The sequence below is a fragment of the Sphingobium sp. TomTYG72 genome (genome assembly GCF_055394715.1).
This window is the reverse complement of sequence record NZ_AP027336.1, coordinates 264,804-289,267: the sequence shown is the minus strand read 5'-3', so window position 1 is coordinate 289,267 and position 24,464 is coordinate 264,804. Positions and strand designations below refer to the sequence as shown.

Here is a 24,464-nt window from a genome sequence, read left to right as displayed (position 1 = left end):
TCGGGACAAGACTGCGGCACCTGCAGCATAAGGCCTGAGGGCTACGCATCATGAAGGAGCGCGAACTTCGACTGGCGCTGGTCTGCTATGGGGGGATCAGTCTGGCCGTCTATATGCACGGCATCACCAAGGAAGTGTGGCGGCTGGCGCGGGCAAGCCGGAGTTTTCATGACGGCACCCCGAGCAGCAGAGGCAGCGAGGCGGTTTACAGGAAACTGCTGGAAGATCTGGAAGCGGCAAGCGGCATCCGGTTGCGCGTGATGCCCGACATCATCGCCGGGGCGAGCGCGGGCGGAATCAACGGCATATTTCTGGCGCAGGCGATCGAAACGGGGCAATCGCTGGAGCCATTGACCGACCTGTGGCTGGAAAATGCCGATGTGGAGCAGCTGCTGCACCCGGATGCGCGTCCCGCGCGGCGGATCAGCAAATTCTGGGCGACGCCGCTGGTGTGGATGGCGGCACGACGGCCAGGCGACACGATCGAACGCACGGTCGCCCCGGACACGCGCGAGGAGGTGCGGCACAAGCTGTCCCACTTCATCCGCTCCAGATGGTTCGAACCTCCCTTTGGCGGCGAAATCTTCACCGGCATGATGCTGGACGCCTTCGACGCGATGGAAGCGGCAGAGCGCGGGCCGCCGCTGTTGCCCGAGGGGCACCCGTTGGACCTGTTCGTCACCGTCACGGATTTCGAAGGCCATCCGCAAAGCCTGAACCTGAACAGCCCACCACAGGTGGTGGAGACCGAACATCGCCTTTCCATCGGTTTCCACGCGCGGGGGCGTGGCGACCGCCTGTTCGCCGATCCGGCCGAGCTGGTATTCGCCGCGCGGGCGACGGCGAGCTTCCCCGGCGCATTCCCCCCCTTCACCGTGCGGGAGCTGGACCGCGTGTTGAAACAGCGGCATCGCGCATGGCCGACCCGGGATGCATTTTTGGCCCATGCCCTGCCCCGCCACTGGGCGCGCGGCAATGCAGAGGACGCGATACTGATCGACGGATCGGTGCTGGCGAATGCTCCCTTCGCACAGGCGATCGGCGCGCTGCGTAACCGTCCGTCGCGGCGCGAGGTCGATCGGCGTTTCGTCTATATTGATCCCAAGCCGGGCCGTCGATCCATCCGGCTGAACCGGGAGGGCGAGCAGGAAGACGCCACGCCAGAGGACAAGGCTCAGCTACCCGGTTTTTTCCGCACCATCTTCGGCGCTCTGAGCGATATTCCGCGCGAGCAACCGATCCGCGACAATCTGGAAGCGATTGATCGTCATTCTTCGCGCATCCGCCGGATGGTGCGCATTCTGAATGCTTTGAGACCGGGGATCGAGGCGGAGGTCGAAAACACGATTGGCGGCATGCTGTTTCTCGACCGTCCGACGCCCGCGCGGCTTTCCGCCTGGCGCGCGAAGGCGCAGTTGCGGGCTGCGAACTCGGCAGGCTTTGCCTTCCCGGCCTATGGTCATCTGAAACTTTCGGGCATCGTCGAGGATCTGGCCGGTCTGCTGTTCCGCCTGAGCGACGAGGACAGTCCATTGATGCGGGAAAATTTCCGGCAGGCGCTGTGGTCGCACGTCCGGACGATCGGCGCGGACAAGCTGATCGAGGATGTCGGGCCGGGATCGCCGCCGGTCGCCTTCTTCCGCACCCATGACCTGAGTTTTCGCATTCGTCGCCTGCGCTTTTTGGCGCGGCGGCTGGCCGAAACGCTGGAGATCGATTCTGAGGCTGGCGACGCCGCGATCCAGAAAATGCACGACGCCATCTATCAATCGATGGCGCATTATACGGAATGCGAAGGCACCGATTTCTATAATGGCGCGATCCGCGCCGCAGCCAAGGAGGTGCCGTCCGACCCGGCGGCAGCGCTGGACGCCATCGCACAGGCACGCGACCTGAAGGCGCGGGATGACATAGCGGAGATGATGCTGGCCGACGCGCTCGCGGGACTTCCCAAGGCGGAACGGCGGATCATGCTGCTCTCCTATCTGGGCTTTCCCTTTTACGACATCGCCACCCTACCGTTGCTCCAAGGCCACGCCATGGAAGAATATGATCCGGTGAAGGTGGACCGGATTTCCCCGGAGGATTGCAGCGCGATCCGATCAGGTGGGGCCGAAGCGACGTTAAAAGGCATTGAATTCAATAATTTCGGTGCGTTTTTTAGCCGGACCTATCGGGAGAATGACTATTTGTGGGGACGCCTTCATGGTGTCGAACGGCTGCTGGATATCGTAATTTCCGCATTACCCGCAGCAAGCCGCCTTTCGGAAGAACGCGTGCGCGATTATAGGCAAGCCGCATTCATGGCGATTCTCGATGAGGAGGAACAGCGGCTGCCGCATGTCGCTGATCTCATTGCCATTTTGCGGGAGGAAATCGGTGGGCGCACGGGTGGGGCTGGTTCCATTGGTGATGATTCTGGCGCTGACTGCGGCTTGCCGTGATGCGTCTGGCGATGCCGCGTCCGCGGACAATGCCTCGGCCCCGCCATCAGCGCTTTCTATGAACGCCATCGAGGGCGAGCCGATCGAGGTGGTCGCCGCGCCGCAGCGCCCGTCCGCCGAAGTCACCGTGCAGGCGCAGCCCGCGCCGCGCGGATCGCTGGACCTGCCCCCCTCTCCCGATGCCGCGCTGGCCATGCCCTTCCCGCAGGAAGTCACCAGCTTCATGGTCGATCGGGACAGTTGCGACCATTTTCGGGGTGAGGAGCCCTATGATGGGGACAGGCGCGTGTTCCTGATGGAAAGTATCGCCGAACTATGCACCGGCACCGACGCGAAACTCGCCATGCTGCGCCGCCGCTATGCCGGTGACCCGGCTGTGACCGCTGCGCTGCATGGTTATGAGGATCGCATCGAAGGGCGACCCTGATCAAGCCGTCCGCTCAAGCGGTGAGCAGCGCGTCGATCGCCTTTGCGAGATCTATGTCACGGCGCGACAGGCCGCCGGCGTCATGCGTCGTCAGAGTGATGTCCACGCGATTATAGACGTTGAACCATTCGGGATGGTGGTTCGCCTGCTCGGCCAGAAGCGCGACGCGGGTCATGAAGCCGAACGCGGCATTGAAATCCGCAAAGGTGAAGCGCCGCTGGATGCCCTCAGGGTCGTTCACCAGCGTCCAATCGACAAGAGAAGCAAGCTCCTGCGCCCGTTCGTCGCCGGACAGTTTACCAATCATGGCTCTATCCTCATAATATTGTTTCGCCTATGTCGCAGCCATGTCAGACACCGGTCAACCCCCTCTTTTCGCGCCAACCATAGCTCAGATCGAACGACTGGCGCTTGAGGCGCTGGGGCGGTTGCCCGATCCTTTCCGGTCCCATCTGTCCAACGTGGTCCTGTTCGTCGAGGATTTTGCCGACGAACGGATATTGAAGGAGATGGAGATTGACGATCCGTTCGGTCTGACCGGCCTTTATACCGGGCGGCCGGTGGGCGAGCCCGAGCAGACGGGCGACGGCCCGCCCATGGTGCATCTTTTCCGGCGGCCGTTGCTGGATGAATGGGTGGAAACGGGCGTGCCGCTGAACGCGCTGATCACGCATGTGGTGGTGCATGAGATCGGCCATCATTTCGGCCTTTCCGACATCGATATGCATGTGCTGGAGGACATGGTCGCGCCATGAGCGACGCGGCGCTGCGCTTGTCGGGCATCGCTTGCGCGCGTGGTGGGCGGCTGTTGTTCCGTGGCGTTGATCTGGCGCTGGAGCCGGGGGGCAGCGCTCTGCTGCGGGGGCCGAACGGGATCGGCAAGTCGAGCCTGATGCGTATTTGCGCGGGGCTGTTGCGGCCGATGGCGGGGGCGATCGAGCGGCGGGGAAGGATCGCGCTGGCCGATGAGCGGCTGGCGCTGGATCTGGAAGAGCCTTTGCGCGAGGCGCTTGGTTTCTGGGCGCGGCTGGACGGTGCGGATGCTGGTGCGCTGGACGGCGCGCTGGAGGCGATGGCGCTGGGGCCGCTTGGCGGGATTCCGGTGCGGATGCTTTCGACCGGGCAGCGCAAGCGGGCGGCGCTGGCGCGGGTGATTGCGAGTGGCGCTGGGCTGTGGCTGCTGGACGAGCCGGGCAATGGGCTGGACGATGCGTCGCTCGAGCTGCTGGGCGCGGCGGTGGCGGCGCATCTGGCAGAGGGTGGGATCGTGGTTGCGGCGTCGCATCAGCCGTTGCCGATGGCTTCGCCCGTGGTGATCGACCTTAGCGCTTATGTCGCGGAGGAGGCGGCGTGAGGGTGATGGCGCTGCTGGTCACGCGGGATTTGAGGCAGGCGTGGCAGTCGGCGGGCTTGTGGTTGCCGGTGGCTTTCTTGCTGCTGGTGGCCAGCCTGTATCCTTTTGCGGTGGGGCCGGACGCTGCGCTGCTGCGGCGGTCGGGTGGCGGGATGCTGTGGATCGCGGCGCTGCTGGCGAGCCTGTTGCCGGTGGACCGGCTGGTCGCGCCTGATCGGGATGCGGGGGTGCTTGATCAGATTGCGCTGCGCGGCGTCGGCGATGAAATGGTGATGCTGGCGCGGCTGATCGCGCATTGGCTGGGCTTTGGCCCGGCGCTGATGATCGCGACGTTGCCCGCTAGCGCGCTGCTGAAGCTGGATGGCGCGACGGTCGGGATGCTGGAACTGGGGCTGCTGATCGGCACGCCCGCGCTCGCGGCGCTGGGGCTGCTGGTGGCGAGTTTGACGGCAGGGCTGCGGTCGAGCGGGGCGCTGGCCGGACTGCTCGCGCTGCCGTTGGCGGTGCCGTTGCTGATATTTGGCGCGGGGACGCTGGGCGATGGGAGCGGAGCGGCGCTCAAGTTTCTGGGGGCTGCGTCGCTGTTGCTCGTCGCGATCACGCCCTTTGCGGCGGGCGCGGCGATACGGGCGGGGCGCGAGTGATAGGTTTCGGCGCTTCGCTGCTGTTCGTCCTGATCTGGTCGACAGGGTTCATCGTTGCGCGCGGGACGGTGCCCCATGGGGCGCCCGAACTGATCCTGAGCGTGCGCATGACGCTGACGGCGCTGCTGCTGGGGTTCGTCGCGTGGCGGGCCGGGCAGAAGCTCCCTCGTGGCAAGCGGCTGATGCTGCACCTGGTGGCGGGCGCGATGCTGCACGGCGTTTACCTGACCGTCAGCTGGTGGGCAGTTTATAATGGCATGCCCGCTGGCATCATGTCGCTGCTCGGCGCGCTGCAACCATTGATGGTGGCGGTGGCGGGCGCGTTCCTGCTCGGTGACCGGCTGCTGGCGCGCGGATGGGCGGGACTGGCGATCGCCATTGCGGGCGTGGTTTGCGTGCTGCTGCCGGCCATCGAGAAGTCGGGCGCGGGGGCGGTGCCGATTTTGCCTGCGATCGCTGGATTGCTTGCGGTGGTCGCCATGGCCGCAGGCACGCTGGTGCAGCGCGGCTCCATAGCGGGCGACGGCATCTGGATTTCCGGCGCGGTGCAGAATGCAGGCGGCGCGATTGTCGCGATCGCCGCCGCGCTGATTATGGGGGAGGCCCGTTGGGATGGCGCGCCCATATTATGGCTGGGCTTGGCTTGGTCAGTGCTGGGCCTGTCGGCAGGCGGCCTGTCGCTGCTGGTCTGGCTGGTGCGGACGCAAGGCCCGACACGGATGTCGATGCTGTTACTGCTGGTCCCGCCGCTTGCTGCGGTGGAGGCTTGGCTGCTGTTCGGCGAAAGGCTGGTGCCGGTTCAGCTGGCGGGCTTTGCGTTGGCGCTGACGGGCGTGCTGCTGGGGCGGTCGCAGGGCAAAAGAGAAACGGTTAGCGAACCGGCTTGAGGCACGGCGCCTTTTGGGCGTGGGATCAACAGTGGGGTTTCAACGGAGCCCCTTGCCTTCGGTATAATGGCCTTGCTTGCCTCCCGAAGAGAAGTAAGGCCGTTGGCTTCGCCGGCCTCCGGCTCGACAAGCTCAGGGCGAACGGGGAGAAAATAATTCCCTCAGGCGTCCCGCAACCGTTCGTGATGGCGGATTACTTCGTCGATGATGAAGCGCAGGAATTTTTCGGTGAAGTCGGGATCGAGATTAGCGTCCGTCGCGAGCTGGCGAAGGCGGCTGATCTGCCGTTCTTCCCGGCCCGGATCGGCTGGCGGCAGGGCGTGCGTCGCCTTATATTCGCCGACGGCCTGCGTGATCTTGAAGCGCTCGGCGAGCATGAACACGAGGGCGGCGTCGATATTGTCGATGCTCTCACGATACCGCTTCAAAGTGTCGTCCACGCTCATCCTCCAAATATCCGCGCGCTTTTTGCTCCATCCGTCGCTCCGTGCAAGCTATTCCCGCTTGCCATCTGCATTTTGCACCGCCACATGGGCCACGTCATGACCGCACCCGCCTCCGGCCCCTCCTCCGGCCCAATCTCCGGCAACGTCCACCCCATCGGCCGCGCCAACGGCGCGCCTTCGCTCACCCCTATGATGGCGCTGGTTGCCGACGGCATGAACCAGGTCAATGCGGTGATCCTGGATCGGATGCAGTCGCGCATTCCGCTGATCCCTGAATTGGCAGGTCATCTGATCGCGGGCGGCGGCAAGCGGATGCGGCCGATGCTGACCCTCGCCTGCGCGCAGCTGGTCGGCTATGCGGGCAGCCGCCATTACAAGCTGGCGGCGGCGGTCGAGTTCATTCACACCGCTACCCTGCTGCACGACGACGTGGTCGATGGGTCTGGCCTGCGCCGGGGCCGCAAGACAGCGAACATCATCTGGGGCAACAGCGCCAGCGTGTTGGTGGGCGACTTCCTCTTCTCCCGCGCTTTTGAGCTGATGGTCGAGGCCGAGTCGCTCAAGATCCTCAAAATCCTGTCCAACGCTTCGGCGGTGATCGCCGAGGGCGAGGTCAATCAGTTGACCGCCCAGCGCCGGATCGACACGAGCGAAGAGCAATATCTGGACATTATCGGCGCCAAGACTGCTGCCCTGTTCGCCGCCGCCTGCCGCATATCCGCCGTGGTCGCGGATCGGGACGAGGCCGAGGAAAAGGCGCTGGACGTCTATGGCCGGAACCTGGGTATCGCATTCCAGCTGATCGATGATGCCATCGATTATGAATCGGACGGCGCAACCATGGGGAAGGACGCGGGTGACGATTTCCGCGACGGCAAGGTGACGCTGCCCGTGATCCTAGCCTATGCGCGTGGCTCCGAGGAGGATCGCGCTTTCTGGAAGCAGGCGATCGCAGGCAATCGGGTGAGCGACGAGGATCTGGCGCATGCGACGCAGCTGCTTCGCAAGACCGGCGCTATTGACGATACGCTCGCGCGGGCGCGCCTCTATGGCCAGCGCGCCATCGATGCGCTGGGCCGATTCGATACGGGCAAGGCGAAGGCAGCGCTGACCGAGGCCGTCGAGTTCGCAATCGCCCGCGCTTATTGAGCCACGCCTCCTGCTCCAGCGGCGGCAGGCTCGGCGCGCATCGACGCCAAGTGGCGCGGCGGATAGCTGAGGTGAGGCGCCGTTGGACTTAATCCTTTCTCCTGAAACGCTGGCCTTCCTGATGGCTGCGGCTTTGATATCCGGGTGCATCGACGCCATGGCGGGAGGCGGCGGGCTGATCTCACTGCCCGCATTGCTGGCGGCGGGCGTCCCGCCCGTGGCCGCCGTGGGCACCAACAAGCTGCAATCATCGCTAGGCACCTTTGGCGCCTGCATCGCCTATGCGCGCGCCGGGCACATGGACCTGAGAGCCTATCGCTGGCCCATTGTTGCGGCATTTATAGGGTCAGTGGGTGGCGCCTGGCTGATCCAGCGGGTCGACCCGGCCATTTTGGCGGGATTGATGCCCGCGCTGCTGATCGCGCTGGCGGGCTATTTCACCTTCTCCCCCCGAATCAGCGAAATGGATCGGCACAGCCGGGTGGGATTGGCGGGACTAAGCCTGTTGATCGGCGCTATCGGCTTTTACGATGGCTTCTTCGGCCCTGGTGCCGGAGCATTTTACGCGACCATTTTCCTGGCGCTGGGGGGCCTCGGCCTCGTCCGCGCGACGGCTCAGACAAAGGCCGCCAATTTGGCTAGCAATGTGGCAGGGCTGTTGACGATGATGCTAGGCGGCCATGTCATGTGGATTGCGGGACTGACCATGGCCGTCGGCAGCATCACCGGCAGCCAGATCGGATCGCGTCTGGCCATGCGATTTGGCAGCAAGCTGATCCGGCCCCTGCTGATCATCATGTCGCTGGGGCTGACGGCGAAGATGCTGCTCGATCCGGGAAACCCGATGCACGAGTTGCTATTCGGATAAGCTCATTCTTTTCGGTGCTGCCTTTCGCCTCGCACAGCGGGATTGCACCGGATGCCGATTGGCGCGAGAGGGACGGACATGAATGCCGCGCTGCCGATCCATGATATCCTTCCCCGGCTGCTGGACGCATTGCGGCGGGGGAATAGCGCCGTTCTGGTCGCGCCGCCGGGAGCAGGCAAGACGACGGCGGTGGCGCCCGCGCTGCTGGATGAGCCATGGTGCACGGGGCAGGTGCTGCTGCTGTCGCCCCGCAGGCTGGCGGCTCGCGCGGCGGCAGAGCGCATCGCCGAATTGATGGGCGGCGTGCCGGGCGGGATCGTCGGCTATGCGACGCGGATGGACAGCAAGCAGTCCGCCGCGACGCGCCTGCTGGTGCTGACGGAGGGCATTTTCGTCCGCCGCATTCAGGATGATCCGGAGCTTACGGGCGTATCGGCTGTCCTGTTCGATGAAGTGCATGAGCGGAGTTTGGACAGCGACTTCGGGCTGGCACTGGCGCTGGATGCACAGGCGGCATTGCGCCCGGACCTGCGCATCGTGCCGATGTCGGCGACGCTGGATGGGGCGCGCTTTGCGGCGTTGCTGGACGATGCGCCGGTGCTGGAGAGCGAAGGGCGGATACAGCCGCTGGAGTTGCGGCATATCGGCAGGGCTGCGGAAAAACGGATCGAGGATGAGATGGCCGGGGCCGTGCGAAGGGCGCTGGCGGAAGAGGCGGAGGGCGACCTGCTCGCCTTCCTGCCCGGCGTGGCGGAGATTGAGCGGACGGCGGAACGGCTGGAGGGGCTTGGCGTCGAGGTGCATCGGCTGCACGGCAGTCTGGACCCGGCGGCGCAGCGGACCGCTATCCGTCCTTCGCGGGAGGGGCGGCGCAAGGTCATATTGGCGACGTCGATCGCGGAGACCAGCCTTACGATTGATGGGGTGCGGATCGTGATCGACTCCGGGCTGGCGCGGCGGCCGCATTATGACCGGGCGGCGGGGGTGACGCGGCTCGTCACGGAACGGGCGAGCCAGGCGGCTGCGACCCAGCGCGCGGGGCGTGCCGCAAGGCAACGGCCGGGCGTCGCCTATCGGCTGTGGGAGGCGGCGGCCACGGCGGGAATGCCGCCCTTCGATCCGCCCGAGATATTGGAGAGCGACCTTTCCAGCCTGCTGCTCGACTGCGCGCTGTGGGGGGTGAGCGATCCGGCGAGCTTGCGATGGCTCGACCCGCCGCCGCCCGCTGCGCTGGATGAGGCGCGCAAGCGGCTGACGGTGCTGGAGGCGCTGGACGAGGATGGGCGGATAACGGCGCATGGCAAAGCGCTGGCGCGATTGCCGGTGGAGCCGCGTATCGGGCATATGTTGGTGCGCGCGGGCGAGCTGGGACTCGCCGAGGTGGCGGCGGAGGTGGCCGTGCTGCTGGGAGAGCGCGGGGTTGGCGGGCAGGATGTGGACCTGTCGCAACGGCGGACGCGCTGGCGGCGGGAAAGCGGGAAGCGGGCCGATGCAGCGCGGGCGATGGCGAAGCGCTGGGCAAAGCTGGTTGCCTCCGGGCAGAAGGCAGCGGCGGGGGAGCATGATGTGGGGCTATGCCTTGCGCTGGCCTTTCCTGACCGGGTGGCCAAGCGGCGCTCCGCCGATGGTGCGGAATGGGCCAGCGTTGGTGGGCGCGGGTTCCGGCTTGATCCGTTGAGCCCGCTGGCGCGTGAGGAATGGCTCGCGGTAGGAGAAGTGCAGGGAAGCGCGGCTGGGGCGCGTATCCTCTCCGCCGCGCCGATCAGTGAAGTCGAAGTGCTGCGCCTGTTCGGCGGGCGGGTGAAGGAACATCGGACGGTGCGGTTCCGGGTGGGCACGGGCGGCGTAGAGGCTCTGCGGGAAAGGCGGCTGGGCGCGGTACGGTTGTCGTCGGGATCGGATGACAGGCCGGACCCGGAGGCTGTCGTCTCGGCTCTGCTGGAGGGCGTCAGGCAGGGTAGGCTTGACCTGCTGCCATGGTCTGATGCAGCGCGATCGCTGCGGATGCGGGCTGGCTTTGCGGGGGTGGAGGCGCTGTCGGATGCTTCGCTGCTGGCGACGCTCGACGATTGGTTGGCGCCCCTGCTCGCGGGCAAGCGGCGACTGTCCGACATTGACCGATCGCAATTGTCCGGCGTTCTGGAGGGCATCATTGGCTGGGATGGCAAGCAACAACTCGACAGGCTGGCTCCTCCAGCATTTCAATCGCCCGCCGGGAGCAGCCATGAGATCGACTACGCGGCCGAGGGCGGGCCGCGCGTGGAGCTTCGGGTGCAGGCGCTGTTTGGGCTTGCCGAGCATCCGGTCGTCGGCAGCGGGCGCATACCGCTGGTCCTGTCCCTCACCTCTCCCGCCGGACGGCCGATCCAGACTACACGGGACTTGCCGGGTTTCTGGGCGGGGAGCTGGAGCGCGGTCGCAAAGGAGATGCGCGGGCGCTATCCCCGGCATCCCTGGCCCGACGACCCGGCTGGCGCCGCCGCCACGCTGCGCACGAAACGCGCCGATGCCCGTGGCAAGCCTTGACTTCCGCCCGTCCGCTGGTGCAACGGACGCATCGCCCTTCCCAGGAGTTTGACGCCACGATGGTTGCGCGCATCTATCAGATTCAGAAGAACGCCCTCCAGTCCGGCAAGGCGCGGACCGACAAATGGGTGCTGGAATTTGCGCCGAGCGAGGCGAAGAAGCCCGACCCGCTGACCGGCTGGGCCGGATCGGGCGATACGCAGAGCCAGGTCAAGCTGACCTTCCCATCGCTGGACGCGGCGCGCGCCTACGCCGACAGATATGAAATCGGCTACACTTTCATCCCGACGCCGCCCAAGACGCTGAAGATCCAGGCCTACGCCGACAATTTCCGTTAAAGGCGCGCACGGGGCGGCTCATAATCGGGCGCGATGCTGCCCGATTGCCGCCTTATTCCCTTGCCAAAAGGCGGGACTTGGGGGCAAAAGTCGCCCTTTCATGGGAAAGCTTTGAACAGATAATGACGGATCGCCAGCAGATTTTCGACAGCATCGCCGCGCAGATCGCTCCTTTCAACAAGAAGGGCGTTGACCTCAGCGAGGCTACCAGCTTTGCGGGCGACCTGGAGTGGGACAGCCTGACCGTCATGGACTTCGTCGCAGCGATCGAGGATGAGTTCGATATCATCATCACGATGAACATGCAGGCCGAGATCGAAAATATCGGCCAGCTTGTGGACGCTGTTGCGAAGCTGAAGGCCGCCTGATTTTTTGGACGCCGTTCGTCCTGAGCGAAGTCGAAGGATGCTGCCGGGCGGAGGCGAGGATTGCGCCTCACCCGGCTCCGAACAGGGCTTTGATTTCACTCGGCCGGAACGGCTTGGGGACTCCTTATGACCGACGCTGCTGAAACCGCCACCGACGCCCACACGCCTGCTGAAGTGCCTGGCGCGCGCGACCTCTTCTCCAAATTCGATCCGCTGATCGCCGAGCGCGAGGCGCTGCTGGCGACCGGCGTGCGCGATCCCTTCGCGATCGTCATGGACGAGGTGAAGTCCCCCACCCAGGCGGTAATCAAGGGCAAGGACACGATCCTGCTCGGCACCTATAACTATATGGGCATGACTTTCGACCCGGACGTCGTCGCGGCGGGCAAGAAGGCGTTGGACGAGTTTGGTGCAGGAACGACCGGCAGCCGCGTGCTCAACGGCACCTATCAGGGCCATAAGGAAGTCGAAAACGCGCTGATGGACTTTTACGGCACTTCGGGTGCCATGGTGTTTTCGACCGGCTATCAGGCCAATCTCGGCATGATTTCCACATTGGCGGGCCGGGGCGACTATGTCGTGCTGGACGCGGACAGCCACGCGTCCATCTATGACGGCTGCTTCCTGGGCGATGCGGAAATCGTCCGCTTCCGCCACAACAGCGTCGAGGATCTGGACAAGCGCCTTGGCCGCTTGCCCGCCGACGCACAAAAGCTGGTGGTACTGGAAGGCGTCTATTCCATGCTGGGCGATGTCGCCCCCCTGCCCGAGATGGTGGCGGCGGTGCGCAAGCATCCCAACTGCATGATCCTGGTCGATGAAGCTCACGGCATGGGCTTTTTCGGCGCCAATGGCCGCGGCGTGTATGAGGAGCAAGGCGTCGAGAAGGATGTGGACTTCGTCGTCGGCACCTTCTCCAAGTCGGTCGGCACGGTTGGCGGCTTCTGCGTATCGAACCACCCCAAGTTCGAGGTGCTACGCCTTGTCTGCCGTCCCTATGTCTTCACGGCTTCCCTGCCGCCGAGCGTCGTCGCGACAGCCGCAACGTCCATCCGCAAGCTGATGCACGCGGGCGAAAAGCGCGCGCATCTGTGGAAGAATAGCCAGCGGCTGCACAAGGGCCTTACCGATCTTGGCTTCAAGCTCGGCACGGAGACGCCGCAGTCAGCGATCATTGCCGTGATCCTGACGGATCAGGCGCAGGCGGTCGCCATGTGGCAGGCGCTGCTGGAGTTGGGCCTCTATGTGAATATGGCGCGCCCGCCCGCCACACCGGCAGGGACCTTCCTGCTCCGTTGCTCGCTGTGCGCCGAGCATAGCGACGAGCAGGTTGGCCAGATTATCGGCATGTTCGAGGCAGCAGGCAAGGCAACGAAAGCAATCGGCTGACCGCGAGCGGCCACGATTGCCGCGATAGGAGGAGATAGAAGGGCAGTGAAGCGTAGCTGCCCATTGGCACCTTTTATTCCTTGATATTTCGTCTGTAATGCTGTTCGACTAAGATCTGGGGTTAATGGCAGACAGCTATTACATGGACGACCAGGATTCTGGCTGGCGGGCTGCGGTAAGACGCTTCCTTCCGCTGGTTCTCGTGATATTGCTGGTAGGGGCGCTTGGCACCCTGCTCTACAGCGCGAGCAACGCGTCGCGCGACCATGAACGAGCGTTGCAGGAACAACGCCGCAGCTTTGAAATCATCGCCCTGGCCAGAGCTTTTGAAGCCAAGACGGCACGCGCCGAAGTCACCCTCGCTCGATATGTGATCAGCCTCGATCCCGATGTTGGCCGTCTCTTTCAGGATCAGTGGCGCACGGCATCCAGCCAGCTCAAGCTGCTGAACTACGCCACCCGCCGGTCAGGATGGCAGCGCACCAATGTCCGCGAATTGCAGCAGGCATTCACACAGCGTGGCAAGACGCTGAGCGAAATCGGGCTGCGCACGACCTATGATCAGAAGATGGCCGCGCTCGCCCAATTCCACAGGGCTGGGCGATCCGAAGACCTGAAACACATCACCACGTTGCTGGATCGCGTCATCCAGGCTGAAAATGCCCGCCTGCGCGAGCGGAGCCTCGCCGTGAAACTGGCTGGCAACCGGACGCAATCTGTGGACCGCACGTCGCGGCTCTTCGGACTGGTGCTGCTGATATGCGTCCTCTTTGCCCTTTGGGTCGCCAATGCCGCCTATACAGAGCGGCGCAACGCGCGGCGCATGGCTGAAATGGAGGCCGAACGCGCCGACCGGCTGGAGGAAGCGGTGACGGCACGCACCGCCGAACTGTCCGATGCCTATGAACAGTTGAAGAAGGAAACGTCCGAACGCGCGGTGGCCGAAGAAAATCTGCGCCAGATGCAGAAAATGGACGCGGTCGGGCAGCTCACAGGCGGCATTGCCCATGACTTCAACAATATGCTGGCGGTGGTCGTCGGCGGACTGGAACTGGCCAAGCGCAGATTGCGTCTCAAGCCGCAGGAGGCCGCGCGTCATCTGGACAATGCGATGGAAGGCGCCAATCGGGCCGCCGCCCTGACCCGCCGCCTTCTCGCCTTTGCGCGGTCAGAACCGCTGCTGCCCAGCGCCGTGGACCCTGACGCTCTGGTCAGTGGCATGGTGGAGTTGATTGACCGGTCGATCGGCGATCAGATCACCGTTGCGATCGAGAACCAGGCCAAGGGCTGGCGCATCTTCGTCGATCAGCATCAGATGGAAAATGCCATTCTGAACCTGTGCGTCAATGCGCGGGACGCGATGGATGGACGCGGGCGGCTGGTGATCGGCACGGGCCAGGTGCATCTCGCGGACCACGAGATCGGCGAATGTGCCGAGGGCGATTATGTCACGCTGAGCGTCAAGGACGATGGCTGTGGCATGACGCCCGATGTGCTGGCCCGCGTGTTCGAACCTTTCTTCACCACCAAGCCGGTGGGCAAGGGAACAGGCCTGGGGCTCAGCCAGATTTTCGGCTTCGTCCGACAGAGCCAGGGTGAAATCCGTATCGAATCCCAGGTTGGTGAAGGCACCTGCGTTTCCCTATATCTGCCGCGCAAGGCAGTGGCCGACAGCGCGCTACAAACGGACCCGTCGCTGCCCGAACGCGAACCGGTACTGCATCCGCCGACACGCATATTGGTGGTGGAGGATGATCCCCGCGTGCTGAACCAGACGATGGCGGCTCTCGCGGAACTGGGCCATTTGCCCGTTGCCTGCGATCATCCGTCGAAAGCGGCGAAGCTGCTGACGAGCCATCGCGACATCGGCCTGATCATAAGCGACGTGCTGATGCCGGAAATGACCGGCCCGGAAATGGTCCGCACCCTACCCGCCGCCTATGCCAGCCTGCCAGTGTTGTTCGTCACCGGTTATGCGGGGGACATTGCGGAGGGCACTGACTTTGGCGGACATGAGGTGTTGCGCAAGCCTTACACACTGAAGGGCCTGTCACACGCGCTGTCCAACGCGCTTAGCGGATCGCACCACCCCGGAACAGCCGCGGCAGCAGAGTAAGCGCGCCGATCAGGGGCCAGCGGCGCTGCCAGGGCTTTATCTGGATCGCGGTTCCGGCATGGCGGTTGATCTTCCACGCCAGATAATCGATGCCGCTCGCATAGGTGAAGCTGGCCTTTGCCAGGCGAATGACGGACAGATATTTGCCGCGTCGTTGCAGCGCGCGCCAATGCTTGGCGGGTTTCGGCGGCGATGGCGGCAGGCCCTGTGCCAAGGCGGCTTCTCCGAAGCGGCGATAACGATCGGGGTCGGCATCGACGATCGAAACCGAACGCCCCTTCTTCTCCGCTCGTAATTCGGCATTGTAGGTAAGCGTGAAGCCAGCCTTCCACAGCGATAGGGCATCCTGCGCGTCCGTCATGGGACCAGCGAGCGACAACAAGGTGGGTGCGGCGCCCGCAACTGCGCTGATCGCTCGCTGCCGGGCGAGGTCGTCCGCTGCCCACAGCAGCCGGGAGGGTTGGGCAAAGCGCGCCCAGACCGAGACATTGTCAGCGGCTGGGCCGTTGAGGCGCGCGAAGTCCGCTTCCGACAGCACAGCATATTTCGCCATCAGGCCATTATGTTCGAACGGAAAGACATTGGGCGGGATCAGCCGGTTGGCCGTGGCGAGCCAGCGCTTTCCATAGGCCGCGCGATAGTCCGACACGATAAGGTAGAAATCGAGCATCAGCCCGTCGAGATTCTGCTCACGCAGACAGGAGCCGTAAAAGAGCACAGCGCGGGCGGCATGCGGATATTGCGCCGCCAGAGCCCCGCCCATCGCCGCCGCGCGTGGATCGGCGGGCGCGGTGAGTTCGGCGGTCACAAGGGGCAGGAGTTGATTGGGCATTGCGCTTCCCATATCCGTTCGGCCTAAGCTTGTCGAAGGGTCAGCGCGGGCCGGCTTTCAGGAAGAAGCCCTTCGGAACAACAGCGACAGATTGTTGGCGGGCATTTCCACAAGCCGCTCCAACGCCAGCCCGCTCGCCCCTGCGGCTGCGACAACATCCTCGACGCGGCGCAAGCCCCATTGCGGATCGCGCGCCTTTAGCGAGGCGTCGAAGGCAAGATTGCTGGGCGCGGTGTCCACATCATCGCGGATGAACGGCCCATAGAGGTAGAGCAATCCGCCCGGCGGCAGCGCCCTCCCCGCCCCCGCCATCAGGCCAAGGGTCGCCGCCCATGGGCTGATATGGGTCATGTTGATGCAAAGGATCGCGTCAGCTGTTGTGACCGGCCATGCGGCGGCGGCATCAAGTCTGATGGGGGCGCGAAGGTTCGGAAGCTGCGCCTCGGCGCGCCATGCCTCGATCGATGCCAGCGCAACGGGATCGGGGTCGCTCGGCTGCCATTCGAGGGCGGGCAGCGCCGCCGCGAAATAGCAGGCATGTTCGCCGCTACCACTCGCCACCTCCAGCACCAGGCCAACGGGCGGGAGCGCCTCACGCAATATCGCAAGGATGGCGTCGCGATTGCGCTGCGTCGCGGGCGCATGGCGCTTGCCCGACGCGACGGGACCGGAGCCGGGTTCCCACGGCTCCGGCCTGTCTGTCATTCGGCCGCTTCCGCGAGTGCCGGGTCGCTCCAGCTAAGGACAGGCTTGCGCGCGGCGAGCGTTTCGTCGAGGCGGCGGCGGGGCGCGAAATAGGGCGCGCCCTTGAGCGCATCGTCACCCGCCTTCGCGCGTTCAGCCAGGCTGCGCAGCGCCATGATGAACTGATCGAGCGCGGCCTTGCTTTCCGTTTCGGTGGGTTCGACCAGCATCGCACCGTGGACGACCAAGGGGAAATACATGGTCATCGGGTGGAAGCCTTCGTCGATCAGGCCCTTGGCGATGTCTAGCGTGGTGAAGCCTTCTGCCAGCCCCTTGTCGCTGAACAGCGCCTCATGCATGCAGGGGCCGCTCTGCCCGAACGGTGCGTCCAGTACATCGTCCAGGCTGCGCAGGATGTAATTGGCGTTCAACACCGCGTCGCTTGCGACCTGACGCAGGCCGTCCGCGCCGTGGCTGAGGATATAGGTCAGCGCGCGGGTGAACATGCCCATCTGGCCGTGGAAGGCGACCATGCGACCGAAGCTGCTGGCATGATGTTCGCCGGCGGTTTCTTCCTCGATCAGCACGAACTGGCCGTCCTGCTTTTCCACGAAGGGCAGCGGTGCGAAGGGGGTCAACGCCTCCGATAGCACCACCGGGCCGGAGCCAGGACCTCCGCCGCCATGGGGCGTCGAAAAAGTCTTGTGCAAGTTGATGTGCATTGCATCGATGCCGAGGTCGCCGGGGCGGACCCGGCCGACGATCGCGTTGAAGTTCGCGCCGTCGCAATAGACCAACGCCCCGGCGGCATGGACCGCATCGGAGATGGTCTTCATCTCGCGCTCGAACAGGCCGCAGGTGTTGGGATTGGTGATCATCACCGCCGCAACATCCGGGCCGAGGCGGGCTTTCAGAGCTTCGAGGTCGACGCGGCCGTCCGGGGTCGCGGGAATATCCTCGACCTTGTAACCGCAGAAGGCTGCGGTCGCCGGGTTGGTGCCGTGCGCGCTTTCGGGCACGAGGATGACGCTACGCGCGTCACCACGGGCTTCGAGCGCCGCGCGGATCGCGAGCAGGCCGCAGAGTTCGCCATGCGCGCCCGCCTTGGGGCTCATCGCGACCGAATGCATGCCCGTCAGCTTGATCAGCCATTCGGCGAGTTCATGGATCACCGCCAGCGCGCCTTGCACCGTCGACTGCGGGGCAAGTGGGTGAAGGTCGGCAAAACCGGGGATCCGCGCGACCTTTTCATTGAGGCGCGGGTTGTGCTTCATCGTGCAGCTGCCGAGCGGGAACAGGCCAAGGTCGATGGCGTAATTCTGGCGGCTGAGGCGGGTATAGTGGCGCACTGTCTCCTGCTCCGACAGGCCGGGCAGACCGATAGCGTCAGTGCGGGCGAGATTGCCGAGGCGGCTGGCGACCTTGGGTGCATCGGCAAAGTCAACGCCGGTGGTTTCGGTCGAGCCGATCTCGAAGATCAGGGCTTCTTCCAGCATCAGCGCGCGGTTGCCCGTGGCGGTTACGGGCGCGCTGTCGGCTCCGGTGATGGCCTGGGGCGCGGTGGGGCGGCCTTCCTTCAGCATGGTCATGCCAGTTCCTCCTCAAGCGCCTGAGCAAAGGTTTCGATATCCTCCGACGTTACGGTCTCTGTGACGGCGACAACCAGGCCGTTGCCGATCTCCGCCGCATCCGGGAACAGGCGGCCGAGCGACACGCCGCCAAGCACGCCCTTGTCAGCGAGGTTGCGGACGACATCGCGGGCATCTTTCGACAGGACCAGCGTGAACTCGTTGAAGAAGCTGTCGTTGAGCAGCTTCACGCCCGGCACCTTGACGAGGCGCTCGGCTGCCTGAACAGCGAGGCCATGGTTGAGCGTCGCGAGGTCCCGCAGGCCCTTTTCGCCCAGCAACGTCATGTGGATGCTGAACGCCAGCGCGCAGAGGCCCGAATTGGTGCAGATGTTCGACGTCGCCTTCTCACGGCGGATATGCTGCTCGCGGGTTGAGAGGGTCAGCACGAAGCCACGCTTGCCCGCCGCGTCCACCGTCTCGCCACAAAGGCGTCCGGGCATCTGGCGGACATATTTCTGTTTGCACGCGAAGAGGCCGAGATAAGGACCGCCGAACTGGAGGCCGACGCCGATCGACTGGCCTTCGCCAACCACGATGTCCGCGCCCATATGTCCCGGCGCCTTGATCGCGCCCAGCGCGACCGGTTCGGTCACGACCGCGACCAGCAGCGCGCCTGCTTCATGAGCGGCATCGGCGAGCGGGGTCAGGTCAGTGATGCGGCCGAGGATGTCGGGATATTGAACGACAACGCAGCTCGTATCCTTGTCGATCCCGGCGATCAGCGCATCGATATCGGTGGCAGCGTCGAGCGTAGGCGTCCGATGCACCAGCGCGTCGCCGGTGAACTTCGCCATGGTGTTGGCGACCGAGACATAATGCGGGTGCAGGCCGGAGGACAGGATCGCCTTGCCGCGCTTGGTGATGCGGCGGGCCATGCCGATCGCTTCCCAGCAGGCGGTCGAGCCGTCATACATGGACGCGTTGGCGACGTCGCAGCCAAGCAGACGCGCCACCTGCGTCTGGAATTCGAACAGCACCTGCAATGTGCCCTGCGCGATTTCGGGCTGGTAAGGCGTGTAGGCGGTAAGGAACTCGCCGCGCTGGATCAGATGATCGACGCTGGCGGGAACATGATGTCGATATGCGCCCGCGCCGAGGAAGAAAGGCGCCTCCCCCGCCGACAGATTCTTCCGCGCGAGAGCCGCCATGTGGCGCTCCACCGCCAGTTCGCTGGCATGATCGGGCAATCCCGCGATCTTGCCGGAAAGGCGGGCCTCGGCGGGCACGTCCACGAACAGGTCATCGACCGAAGAAGCGCCGATGACGGACAGCATGTCCTGCCGGTCGGTGTCGGTAAGGGGTAGGTAGCGCATTCATATCTCCTCTCCCCTCCCCTTCAGGGGAGGGGCCGAGGGTGGGGGCTTACCGCCGGGCACAGTGCGTTGGGCGATCCCCCACCCCACCCCCCCCTGAAGGGGAGGGGCTATTTGGTTCTCAAAGCGAGGCCACGAACTTCTTGTAGGCGGCTTCGTTCATCAGTCCTTCCAGCTCGCTGGCGTCGGCGATGCGCAGCTTGAAGAACCAGCCATCCTCTTCGGCATCGCTGTTCACGAGGGCGGGCTCTTCCTCCAGCGCGCCATTTGCTTCGACGACCTCGCCGGAAATCGGCGCATAGACGTCCGAAGCGGCCTTCACGGATTCCACGACGGCGGCGTCGTCGCCCTTTTCGAAGGTTGCGCCCTCGGCAGGCAGTTCGACGAACACGATGTCGCCCAACTGTTCCTGCGCATAATCGGTGATGCCGACGGTGGCGATCTCGCCCTCTACGTCGATCCATTCATGTTCGTCGGTGAAATAACGGCTCATTTTACTGCTCCCCTCGGAGTGATTTACTTGAAAATCACGACCAACAAAAAACCAGGAAATTCAGGCCTTGCGGCGGTAACGATGCGGCACGAACGGCATGGGTGCGACGGTGGCGGCGATGCGTTTGCCGCGCACTTCGATTTCCAGCGCGGTGTCGATGGCGCTGTGCGGCAGGCTGACCCAGCCCATGGCGATGGGAGCGCCTACGGTTGGCGCAAAGCCGCCAGAGGTGACCTCTCCCACCTTCACACCATCCGCAAAGATGGGCGCGCCTTCGCGGGCGGGCAGTCGGCCTTCGATCTTCAGGCCCACGCGCTTCGAGCCCGGCCCGTCGGCCAGTTCCTTCATAACCCGCGCATGACCGATGAAGCCGCCCTCCTCCCGGCGGCGCTTCTGGATGGCAAAGCCAAGATCCGCGCCGATGGTGCTGACAGCGGGCGTCAGGTCGTGGCCGTAAAGAGGAAGTCCCGCCTCAAGTCGCAGGGAATCGCGTGCGCCCAGCCCAATTGGCTTCACCTGCGGCAAGGCGCATAGCGCATCGGCCAGCAGGGTGACATCAGCGGCGGAGACGCTGATTTCGAACCCGTCTTCGCCGGTATAACCCGAACGGCTCACCCACAGCGAAACGCCCCGCCAGGTGAAAAGGCCCGACTGCATGAAAATGAGGTCGGCGGTGCCGGGGATCAGGCTGGCCAGCGCCTCGCCCGCTTCCGGACCCTGCAGGGCGAGCAGCGCCTGCTCGTCCATATGGTTCATGACGACCTCATCAGGCAGATGTTCGATCATCCAGCCCATATCGTCATATTTGGTCGCGCCATTGACGACCATATAGATGTCCGCGCCGTCAAACGCCCCCGCACCAAGGCGCGAGACCATGAGGTCGTCAAGGATGCCACCCTCTTGATCAAGCAGCATCGAGTAACGCTGGCGAAAGGGTTTCAGACCCTTGATGTCGCTGGGCAGCAAATGCTCCAGCGCCTCGTCAACGCCTTCACCAGAAAAGGTGAGCTGACCCATATGGCTGACGTCGAACAGCCCGGCATGTTCGCGGGTCCAGGCATGTTCGGCCATGATGCCTTCATATTGGATCGGCATGTGGTAGCCCGCAAAGCCGACCATGCGCGCACCCTTGGCGCGATGCCAGGCGTCGAGCGGCAGGTCCTGCAGCGGCAATTCTTCTTCGATATGGGCGATGTCGTCATTGCCGGACATGAGAGCGGCCTTTCGTGGCAAGGGTCATGGCGACAGACTAATGATCCGGAGTCGGAATCCCGGCGTCTGCCACCCCCTCTGTCACGGAACCTGAGAGCTTTGACCACCGGTCCAGCGACCGGATGGCTTACCCCTTCGGTGGGACGGAATGACCCGTCCGCTTTCCAGAGTGCCTGCCCATGATGCGGTCCTTTGGCCTGAGAGATTCCGGGGCGGTTGCTCCTTCGGCGACGGGGTGGCCTGAAAGGCTTCCCATGCTCTCCCGCATCATGTCCGGACCCGAATCTATCGGGCGCCGGGGACCCTCTCGCATTGCGGGAAATGGGAGGCGCCGTCAATTGCTCAATCGGCTGGCTTGTAGTGATGGTCTTGAAAATGGGGTGCGTTCAGACGAGCGCCGTCTCTCCGAAAATTTCCGCATGGCGCTTTTCTGCATAACGATCAGTCATGCCCGCGATGAAGTCGCCTATATGCCTGCTGCGACCCGGCTCATTCAGTAGACGCTCGTCCTGCCATTCGGATGGCATGAGTTCCGGTTGCTGCTGATAAGCCCGGAACAGGTCGCGCACGATGATCCGCGCACGGTTGGCGGCGGCGAGTTGCGCCGGATGGTGATAGAGCGACGCGTACATGAAGCGCTTCAGGTCGCGTTCCTGCGCCGCGAGTTCAGGCGAGAAGCAGACCAGAGGGCGTCCCGCGGATCGCACATCCTCGACCGTTTCAACGCGGGCCTCGGCGATGTTCCGCCGGGTGGAAGCGATGAGATCGTTTGCCATGAGGCCGATCTGTTCCCGCACCAGTTCGCGAAGCAGGCGATCCTGCGGGATGTCCGGATAGCGGGCGCGCACCCGGTCCCAGCAATGTTTGACGACGGGCACGGCAAGCAGCTGATCCAGCGTCAGCAGGCCCGCGCGCAGGCCATCGTCAATGTCGTGATTGTCATAAGCGATATCGTCGGCGAGCGCCGCCAGTTGCGCCTCCAGCGAGGCATGAGAGGACAGCTCCAGCGGAAAGAGCGCATCGACTTCCCGCATAGCCCAGCCGGGATGGTCGATGGGACCATTATGCTTCGCAAGGCCCTCCAGCATCTCCCAACTGAGGTTCAGCCCCTGGAAACAGGGATAAGGCGATTCAAGCAGCATAAGCGTGCGCAGGGTGTGCGCGTTGTGATCGAAGCCGCCATGATCATCCAACGCCGCTTCCAGCGCGTCTTCGCCCGCATGGCCGAAGGGCGGATGGCCGATATCATGGGCGAGGCACAGCGCTTCGGTCAGGTCCTCATTCAGGCCCAGAGTGCGTGCTGTCGTCCGGCCGATCTGCGCCACCTCCAGACTGTGGGTCAGGCGGACGCGGAAATGATCGCCATCGGGGGATACAAAAACCTGGGTCTTGTGCCGCAACCTGCGGAAGGCGATGGAATGGATGATGCGATCGCGGTCGCGCTGGAAGATGTCACGGGGACCACGCGTCTCGCCTCCCGCTTCGGGATGCAGGCGGCCACGGCTTCGGGCGGGGTGCGCAGCATAGGGGGCGAGCGTCGTCATCCGGACGCCCTTACTTGCCTCCGAGCTGTTCGACCACCTCGCCCGCGTCGCTTTGCCAGGCGAAGGCATCGGCACCGGCGGACTTCAGCTTCGCTTCCACCGCCTTGGCGCGCGTGAAGCTGGCGAAGGGACCGATCAGCAGGCGGTTGGTACGGCCCCAGCTGGCGACCCAACCGTCCTGCGGCGCAACAGCGTCATATTTCCGGCGAAGAGCTTTGAGCGTGAAGCCCAGCGCATTGCGGTTGGCGCCTGTGCCGATTTGCACCCAATTGCGCGAGGGATTGGCGGCGAGCCGCGCCTTTTCCTCGGCGGCCTTCTTCGCCTTTGCGTCAGCTTCCGCCTTCGCTTTGGCCTTGGCTGCTGCGTCGGCCTTTTCCTTGGCCGTAGCGGCTGCCTTCTTCGCCTTGTCGGCGGCGGCCTGTCGTTCTGCGCGGCGGGCGGCCTGAAGCGCTTCGATCTCGGACAGGTCGACAGCGGCTACGCTCGCCTGGCGTTCGGATTCGGGGACGTCGATGGCATGGATGATGTCGGCCAATGTCCGGGTCGCTTGCGGATCGGGCTGCTGGCGCTGGACGGGGGTGGCGGCAGCGGTCTGCTGCGGCGCTGAAACGGATGCTGGCGCGGGGGCGCTGGGCTGGCTTGCGGGAGCGGCCAGCGAGGCGGCCGGGCGGGTGGCCGGCGCCGGAAGCGGGTCGGGCGGCCCCTGTACCTGTGCCGGGCGTGTTTCAGTTGATGTCTGCGCGAAAGTGGAGGGCGCGGGGCTGGCAGGCGCCGGGCGGGCGGACGGCGCGGGCGGCGCTGGCGTGGCTGCTATCGAAGGCCGGGTTGGCTGTGGCAGTTGCGCGCGCGCCGCCGGGATGGCGGGCTGCGCGGGAGCCGTGGGCGCTGCCTGAGTTGGAGTCGGGGCCACCGTTGGCGCGGAAGGCCGGGGCGTTGCAGCCGCCAGCGACGTCCCCACATTGGTCGGGAAATGACCGAAATGCACCGCCGCCGCTTTCTGCGCCGGGGTGAGATAGGGCATCTTCTCCATATAGGGCGCCAAAGCTGCGGCAAGTTGCGCGGGCAGAGTCTGGCTGGCGATCTTTCGGGCTTCGGCCTGCTTGTTGTTCATCGCCAGAATGAACGCGCGGTATCGCCACGCGGCGCGGTCACTTTTGTACAGCAGTGGCTGGAGCGCCTTTTCGGCCGCATCGACCTGACCCGAAATCCCCAGCGACGCGGCATAGCGATAGGTTAGTTCGGCATCATCGGGGGCACGCTTGAGGGCCGCCTGATAATCGCGCTGAGCCCCGGCCTGATCGCCGGTCATGTCCCGCGCAAGGCCACGATCCGCCAACAGCGTTGCCTCGCCGTAGCCGAGACGGGTAGCCTGATCGAACAAGCGCAACGCCTCGGCGGGATTTTGCGCCTTGAGCGCGGCGCGGCCAAGCCCGGCCTTCACTCGACCATTATTCGGCTGGATCGCATCGGCACGCGAGAAGAAGCCCGCCGCCGCGCGCATGTCGTCCATCTCGATCGCAGCCTCACCCGCGCCGATCAGCGCATCGACGTCACGGGGATTGGATGCGAGGCGAGACAGGTTCCGGCTGAGATTTTCAGCGCCTGACGGCCTGATCGACTGAATCTGGGCGGGCTGTGCCTGGGCGGTTCCTGTCAGGAGCAGGCCGCCAAGGATCCATAAAGCTGAGCGTTTCACACTAGCCCTTTACCGGATCGATGCGTGAATGGGAAATTTACCGAAGGATAAAGCGCGCCCGACCGCCCGATGCAGTCGATGGCGCGCTTCAAAACATAAAACA

General features: G+C 64.6%; 23 protein-coding genes and 1 riboswitch. Of the genes, 13 read left to right on the top strand and 10 right to left on the bottom strand.

Features of this window, described 5'->3' with window-relative positions; genetic code table 11:
- The first annotated feature begins 50 nt into the window (after positions 1 to 50).
- Together ACZ5U1_RS01530 and ACZ5U1_RS01525 are read left to right on the top strand one after the other, a co-directional pair.
- A complete protein-coding gene (locus ACZ5U1_RS01530; protein WP_464779075.1) occupies positions 51 to 2,444 on the top strand; it encodes a patatin-like protein in 2,394 nt (797 codons plus the stop codon).
- Between the two features lie 58 nt (positions 2,445 to 2,502).
- Positions 2,503 to 2,871 carry a hypothetical protein gene (locus ACZ5U1_RS01525; protein ID WP_464779074.1) on the top strand — a complete coding sequence of 123 codons (369 nt, stop codon included), beginning with the start codon at positions 2,503 to 2,505 and terminating at the stop codon, positions 2,869 to 2,871.
- Positions 2,872 to 2,884: 13 nt separating this feature from the next.
- Here the strand turns inward: ACZ5U1_RS01525 and ACZ5U1_RS01520 are convergent, their stop codons facing one another.
- On the bottom strand, positions 2,885 to 3,178 hold the full coding sequence (locus tag ACZ5U1_RS01520; RefSeq protein ID WP_464779073.1) for a 4a-hydroxytetrahydrobiopterin dehydratase: 294 nt from the start codon (positions 3,176 to 3,178) through the stop codon (positions 2,885 to 2,887).
- Positions 3,179 to 3,218: 40 nt separating this feature from the next.
- Here ACZ5U1_RS01520 and ACZ5U1_RS01515 point away from each other — a divergent pair, with 40 nt between their 5' ends.
- The 4 genes from ACZ5U1_RS01515 to ACZ5U1_RS01500 are packed head-to-tail and all read left to right on the top strand — an operon-like array spanning position 3,219 to position 5,756.
- The gene (locus ACZ5U1_RS01515) at positions 3,219 to 3,626 is read left to right on the top strand and encodes a metallopeptidase family protein (RefSeq protein WP_464779072.1); all 408 of its coding nucleotides are present in this window, start codon (positions 3,219 to 3,221) and stop codon (positions 3,624 to 3,626) included.
- Positions 3,623 to 4,225 (top strand): heme ABC exporter ATP-binding protein CcmA, encoded by a 603-nt coding sequence (gene ccmA, locus ACZ5U1_RS01510; RefSeq protein WP_464779071.1) that lies wholly within the window; start codon positions 3,623 to 3,625, stop codon positions 4,223 to 4,225. Before ACZ5U1_RS01515 ends, ccmA begins: the two co-directional genes overlap by 4 nt.
- A gap of 5 nt (positions 4,226 to 4,230) precedes the next feature.
- Positions 4,231 to 4,869 carry a heme exporter protein CcmB gene (locus ACZ5U1_RS01505; protein WP_460988170.1) on the top strand — a complete coding sequence of 213 codons (639 nt, stop codon included), beginning with the start codon at positions 4,231 to 4,233 and terminating at the stop codon, positions 4,867 to 4,869.
- Positions 4,866 to 5,756 carry a DMT family transporter gene (locus ACZ5U1_RS01500; protein ID WP_464779070.1) on the top strand — a complete coding sequence of 297 codons (891 nt, stop codon included), beginning with the start codon at positions 4,866 to 4,868 and terminating at the stop codon, positions 5,754 to 5,756. The genes ACZ5U1_RS01505 and ACZ5U1_RS01500 overlap by 4 nt, the downstream gene beginning before the upstream one ends.
- A gap of 161 nt (positions 5,757 to 5,917) precedes the next feature.
- On the opposite strand, the gene ACZ5U1_RS01495 is transcribed toward ACZ5U1_RS01500, so the two are convergent.
- Positions 5,918 to 6,202 (bottom strand): chorismate mutase, encoded by a 285-nt coding sequence (locus tag ACZ5U1_RS01495; RefSeq protein WP_196225472.1) that lies wholly within the window; start codon positions 6,200 to 6,202, stop codon positions 5,918 to 5,920.
- A gap of 84 nt (positions 6,203 to 6,286) precedes the next feature.
- Between ACZ5U1_RS01495 and ACZ5U1_RS01490 the strand changes: the two genes are divergently transcribed.
- The 7 genes from ACZ5U1_RS01490 to ACZ5U1_RS01460 all read left to right on the top strand — a co-directional run bounded on the left by ACZ5U1_RS01490 (position 6,287) and on the right by ACZ5U1_RS01460 (position 14,956).
- Positions 6,287 to 7,351 carry a polyprenyl synthetase family protein gene (locus tag ACZ5U1_RS01490; RefSeq protein WP_464779069.1) on the top strand — a complete coding sequence of 355 codons (1,065 nt, stop codon included), beginning with the start codon at positions 6,287 to 6,289 and terminating at the stop codon, positions 7,349 to 7,351.
- A 121-nt stretch (positions 7,352 to 7,472) separates the two neighbouring features.
- A complete protein-coding gene (locus ACZ5U1_RS01485) occupies positions 7,473 to 8,219 on the top strand; it encodes a TSUP family transporter (protein WP_464779068.1) in 747 nt (248 codons plus the stop codon).
- Between the two features lie 78 nt (positions 8,220 to 8,297).
- Positions 8,298 to 10,745: an ATP-dependent helicase HrpB gene (gene hrpB / locus ACZ5U1_RS01480; protein WP_464779067.1), complete on the top strand. Its 2,448-nt coding sequence runs from the start codon at positions 8,298 to 8,300 to the stop codon at positions 10,743 to 10,745.
- 59 nt (positions 10,746 to 10,804) lie between these two features.
- Positions 10,805 to 11,083 carry an ETC complex I subunit gene (locus ACZ5U1_RS01475; RefSeq protein WP_464779066.1) on the top strand — a complete coding sequence of 93 codons (279 nt, stop codon included), beginning with the start codon at positions 10,805 to 10,807 and terminating at the stop codon, positions 11,081 to 11,083.
- Positions 11,084 to 11,205: 122 nt separating this feature from the next.
- Positions 11,206 to 11,451: an acyl carrier protein gene (locus tag ACZ5U1_RS01470; protein WP_464779065.1), complete on the top strand. Its 246-nt coding sequence runs from the start codon at positions 11,206 to 11,208 to the stop codon at positions 11,449 to 11,451.
- A 126-nt stretch (positions 11,452 to 11,577) separates the two neighbouring features.
- Positions 11,578 to 12,840 carry a serine palmitoyltransferase gene (gene spt, locus ACZ5U1_RS01465; protein WP_464779064.1) on the top strand — a complete coding sequence of 421 codons (1,263 nt, stop codon included), beginning with the start codon at positions 11,578 to 11,580 and terminating at the stop codon, positions 12,838 to 12,840.
- 142 nt (positions 12,841 to 12,982) lie between these two features.
- Entirely contained in the window at positions 12,983 to 14,956 is a 1,974-nt protein-coding gene (locus ACZ5U1_RS01460) for an ATP-binding protein (RefSeq protein ID WP_464779934.1), read from the top strand.
- Here ACZ5U1_RS01460 and ACZ5U1_RS01455 read toward each other — a convergent pair.
- The 8 genes from ACZ5U1_RS01455 to ACZ5U1_RS01420 form a co-directional block, all read right to left on the bottom strand.
- Positions 14,913 to 15,788, bottom strand: coding sequence for a hypothetical protein (locus ACZ5U1_RS01455; protein ID WP_464779063.1), 876 nt, complete (start codon positions 15,786 to 15,788; stop codon positions 14,913 to 14,915). The two genes, ACZ5U1_RS01460 and ACZ5U1_RS01455, sit on opposite strands and share 44 nt — an antisense overlap.
- Before the next feature lie 57 nt (positions 15,789 to 15,845).
- Positions 15,846 to 16,493, bottom strand: a complete 648-nt coding sequence (locus tag ACZ5U1_RS01450) for a DUF938 domain-containing protein (RefSeq protein WP_464779062.1) — start codon at positions 16,491 to 16,493, stop codon at positions 15,846 to 15,848.
- Entirely contained in the window at positions 16,490 to 18,061 is a 1,572-nt protein-coding gene (gene gcvPB / locus ACZ5U1_RS01445) for an aminomethyl-transferring glycine dehydrogenase subunit GcvPB (RefSeq protein WP_464779061.1), read from the bottom strand. Before gcvPB ends, ACZ5U1_RS01450 begins: the two co-directional genes overlap by 4 nt.
- A complete protein-coding gene (gene gcvPA / locus ACZ5U1_RS01440) occupies positions 18,058 to 19,416 on the bottom strand; it encodes an aminomethyl-transferring glycine dehydrogenase subunit GcvPA (RefSeq protein WP_464779060.1) in 1,359 nt (452 codons plus the stop codon). The genes gcvPB and gcvPA overlap by 4 nt, the downstream gene beginning before the upstream one ends.
- Positions 19,417 to 19,537: 121 nt before the next feature.
- Positions 19,538 to 19,909, bottom strand: a complete 372-nt coding sequence (gene gcvH, locus ACZ5U1_RS01435; protein ID WP_464779059.1) for a glycine cleavage system protein GcvH — start codon at positions 19,907 to 19,909, stop codon at positions 19,538 to 19,540.
- A 60-nt stretch (positions 19,910 to 19,969) separates the two neighbouring features.
- Positions 19,970 to 21,121: a glycine cleavage system aminomethyltransferase GcvT gene (gene gcvT / locus ACZ5U1_RS01430; RefSeq protein ID WP_464779058.1), complete on the bottom strand. Its 1,152-nt coding sequence runs from the start codon at positions 21,119 to 21,121 to the stop codon at positions 19,970 to 19,972.
- Between the two features lie 175 nt (positions 21,122 to 21,296).
- Positions 21,297 to 21,396: riboswitch (glycine riboswitch) on the bottom strand.
- Positions 21,397 to 21,507: 111 nt separating this feature from the next.
- Positions 21,508 to 22,665: a deoxyguanosinetriphosphate triphosphohydrolase gene (locus ACZ5U1_RS01425; protein ID WP_464779057.1), complete on the bottom strand. Its 1,158-nt coding sequence runs from the start codon at positions 22,663 to 22,665 to the stop codon at positions 21,508 to 21,510.
- Positions 22,666 to 22,675: 10 nt separating this feature from the next.
- Entirely contained in the window at positions 22,676 to 24,361 is a 1,686-nt protein-coding gene (locus tag ACZ5U1_RS01420; RefSeq protein WP_464779056.1) for a tetratricopeptide repeat protein, read from the bottom strand.
- Between the last annotated feature and the right edge of the window lie 103 nt (positions 24,362 to 24,464).

Coding starts and splice junctions, on each gene's coding strand:
- ACZ5U1_RS01530 (WP_464779075.1), top strand. CDS start 51: ATGAAGGAGCGCGAACTTCGACTGGCGCTGGTCTGCTATGGGGGGATC.
- ACZ5U1_RS01450 (WP_464779062.1), bottom strand. CDS start 16,493: ATGACAGACAGGCCGGAGCCGTGGGAACCCGGCTCCGGTCCCGTCGCG.
- ACZ5U1_RS01425 (WP_464779057.1), bottom strand. CDS start 22,665: ATGACGACGCTCGCCCCCTATGCTGCGCACCCCGCCCGAAGCCGTGGC.
- ACZ5U1_RS01485 (WP_464779068.1), top strand. CDS start 7,473: ATGGCTGCGGCTTTGATATCCGGGTGCATCGACGCCATGGCGGGAGGC.
- ACZ5U1_RS01495 (WP_196225472.1), bottom strand. CDS start 6,202: ATGAGCGTGGACGACACTTTGAAGCGGTATCGTGAGAGCATCGACAAT.
- ACZ5U1_RS01505 (WP_460988170.1), top strand. CDS start 4,231: ATGGCGCTGCTGGTCACGCGGGATTTGAGGCAGGCGTGGCAGTCGGCG.
- ACZ5U1_RS01490 (WP_464779069.1), top strand. CDS start 6,287: ATGGGCCACGTCATGACCGCACCCGCCTCCGGCCCCTCCTCCGGCCCA.
- ACZ5U1_RS01520 (WP_464779073.1), bottom strand. CDS start 3,178: ATGATTGGTAAACTGTCCGGCGACGAACGGGCGCAGGAGCTTGCTTCT.
- spt (WP_464779064.1), top strand. CDS start 11,578: ATGACCGACGCTGCTGAAACCGCCACCGACGCCCACACGCCTGCTGAA.
- ccmA (WP_464779071.1), top strand. CDS start 3,623: ATGAGCGACGCGGCGCTGCGCTTGTCGGGCATCGCTTGCGCGCGTGGT.
- ACZ5U1_RS01475 (WP_464779066.1), top strand. CDS start 10,805: ATGGTTGCGCGCATCTATCAGATTCAGAAGAACGCCCTCCAGTCCGGC.
- gcvPB (WP_464779061.1), bottom strand. CDS start 18,061: ATGACCATGCTGAAGGAAGGCCGCCCCACCGCGCCCCAGGCCATCACC.
- ACZ5U1_RS01525 (WP_464779074.1), top strand. CDS start 2,503: ATGAACGCCATCGAGGGCGAGCCGATCGAGGTGGTCGCCGCGCCGCAG.
- ACZ5U1_RS01460 (WP_464779934.1), top strand. CDS start 12,983: ATGGACGACCAGGATTCTGGCTGGCGGGCTGCGGTAAGACGCTTCCTT.
- gcvPA (WP_464779060.1), bottom strand. CDS start 19,416: ATGCGCTACCTACCCCTTACCGACACCGACCGGCAGGACATGCTGTCC.
- hrpB (WP_464779067.1), top strand. CDS start 8,298: ATGAATGCCGCGCTGCCGATCCATGATATCCTTCCCCGGCTGCTGGAC.
- gcvT (WP_464779058.1), bottom strand. CDS start 21,121: ATGTCCGGCAATGACGACATCGCCCATATCGAAGAAGAATTGCCGCTG.
- gcvH (WP_464779059.1), bottom strand. CDS start 19,909: ATGAGCCGTTATTTCACCGACGAACATGAATGGATCGACGTAGAGGGC.
- ACZ5U1_RS01455 (WP_464779063.1), bottom strand. CDS start 15,788: ATGCCCAATCAACTCCTGCCCCTTGTGACCGCCGAACTCACCGCGCCC.
- ACZ5U1_RS01515 (WP_464779072.1), top strand. CDS start 3,219: ATGTCAGACACCGGTCAACCCCCTCTTTTCGCGCCAACCATAGCTCAG.
- ACZ5U1_RS01470 (WP_464779065.1), top strand. CDS start 11,206: ATGACGGATCGCCAGCAGATTTTCGACAGCATCGCCGCGCAGATCGCT.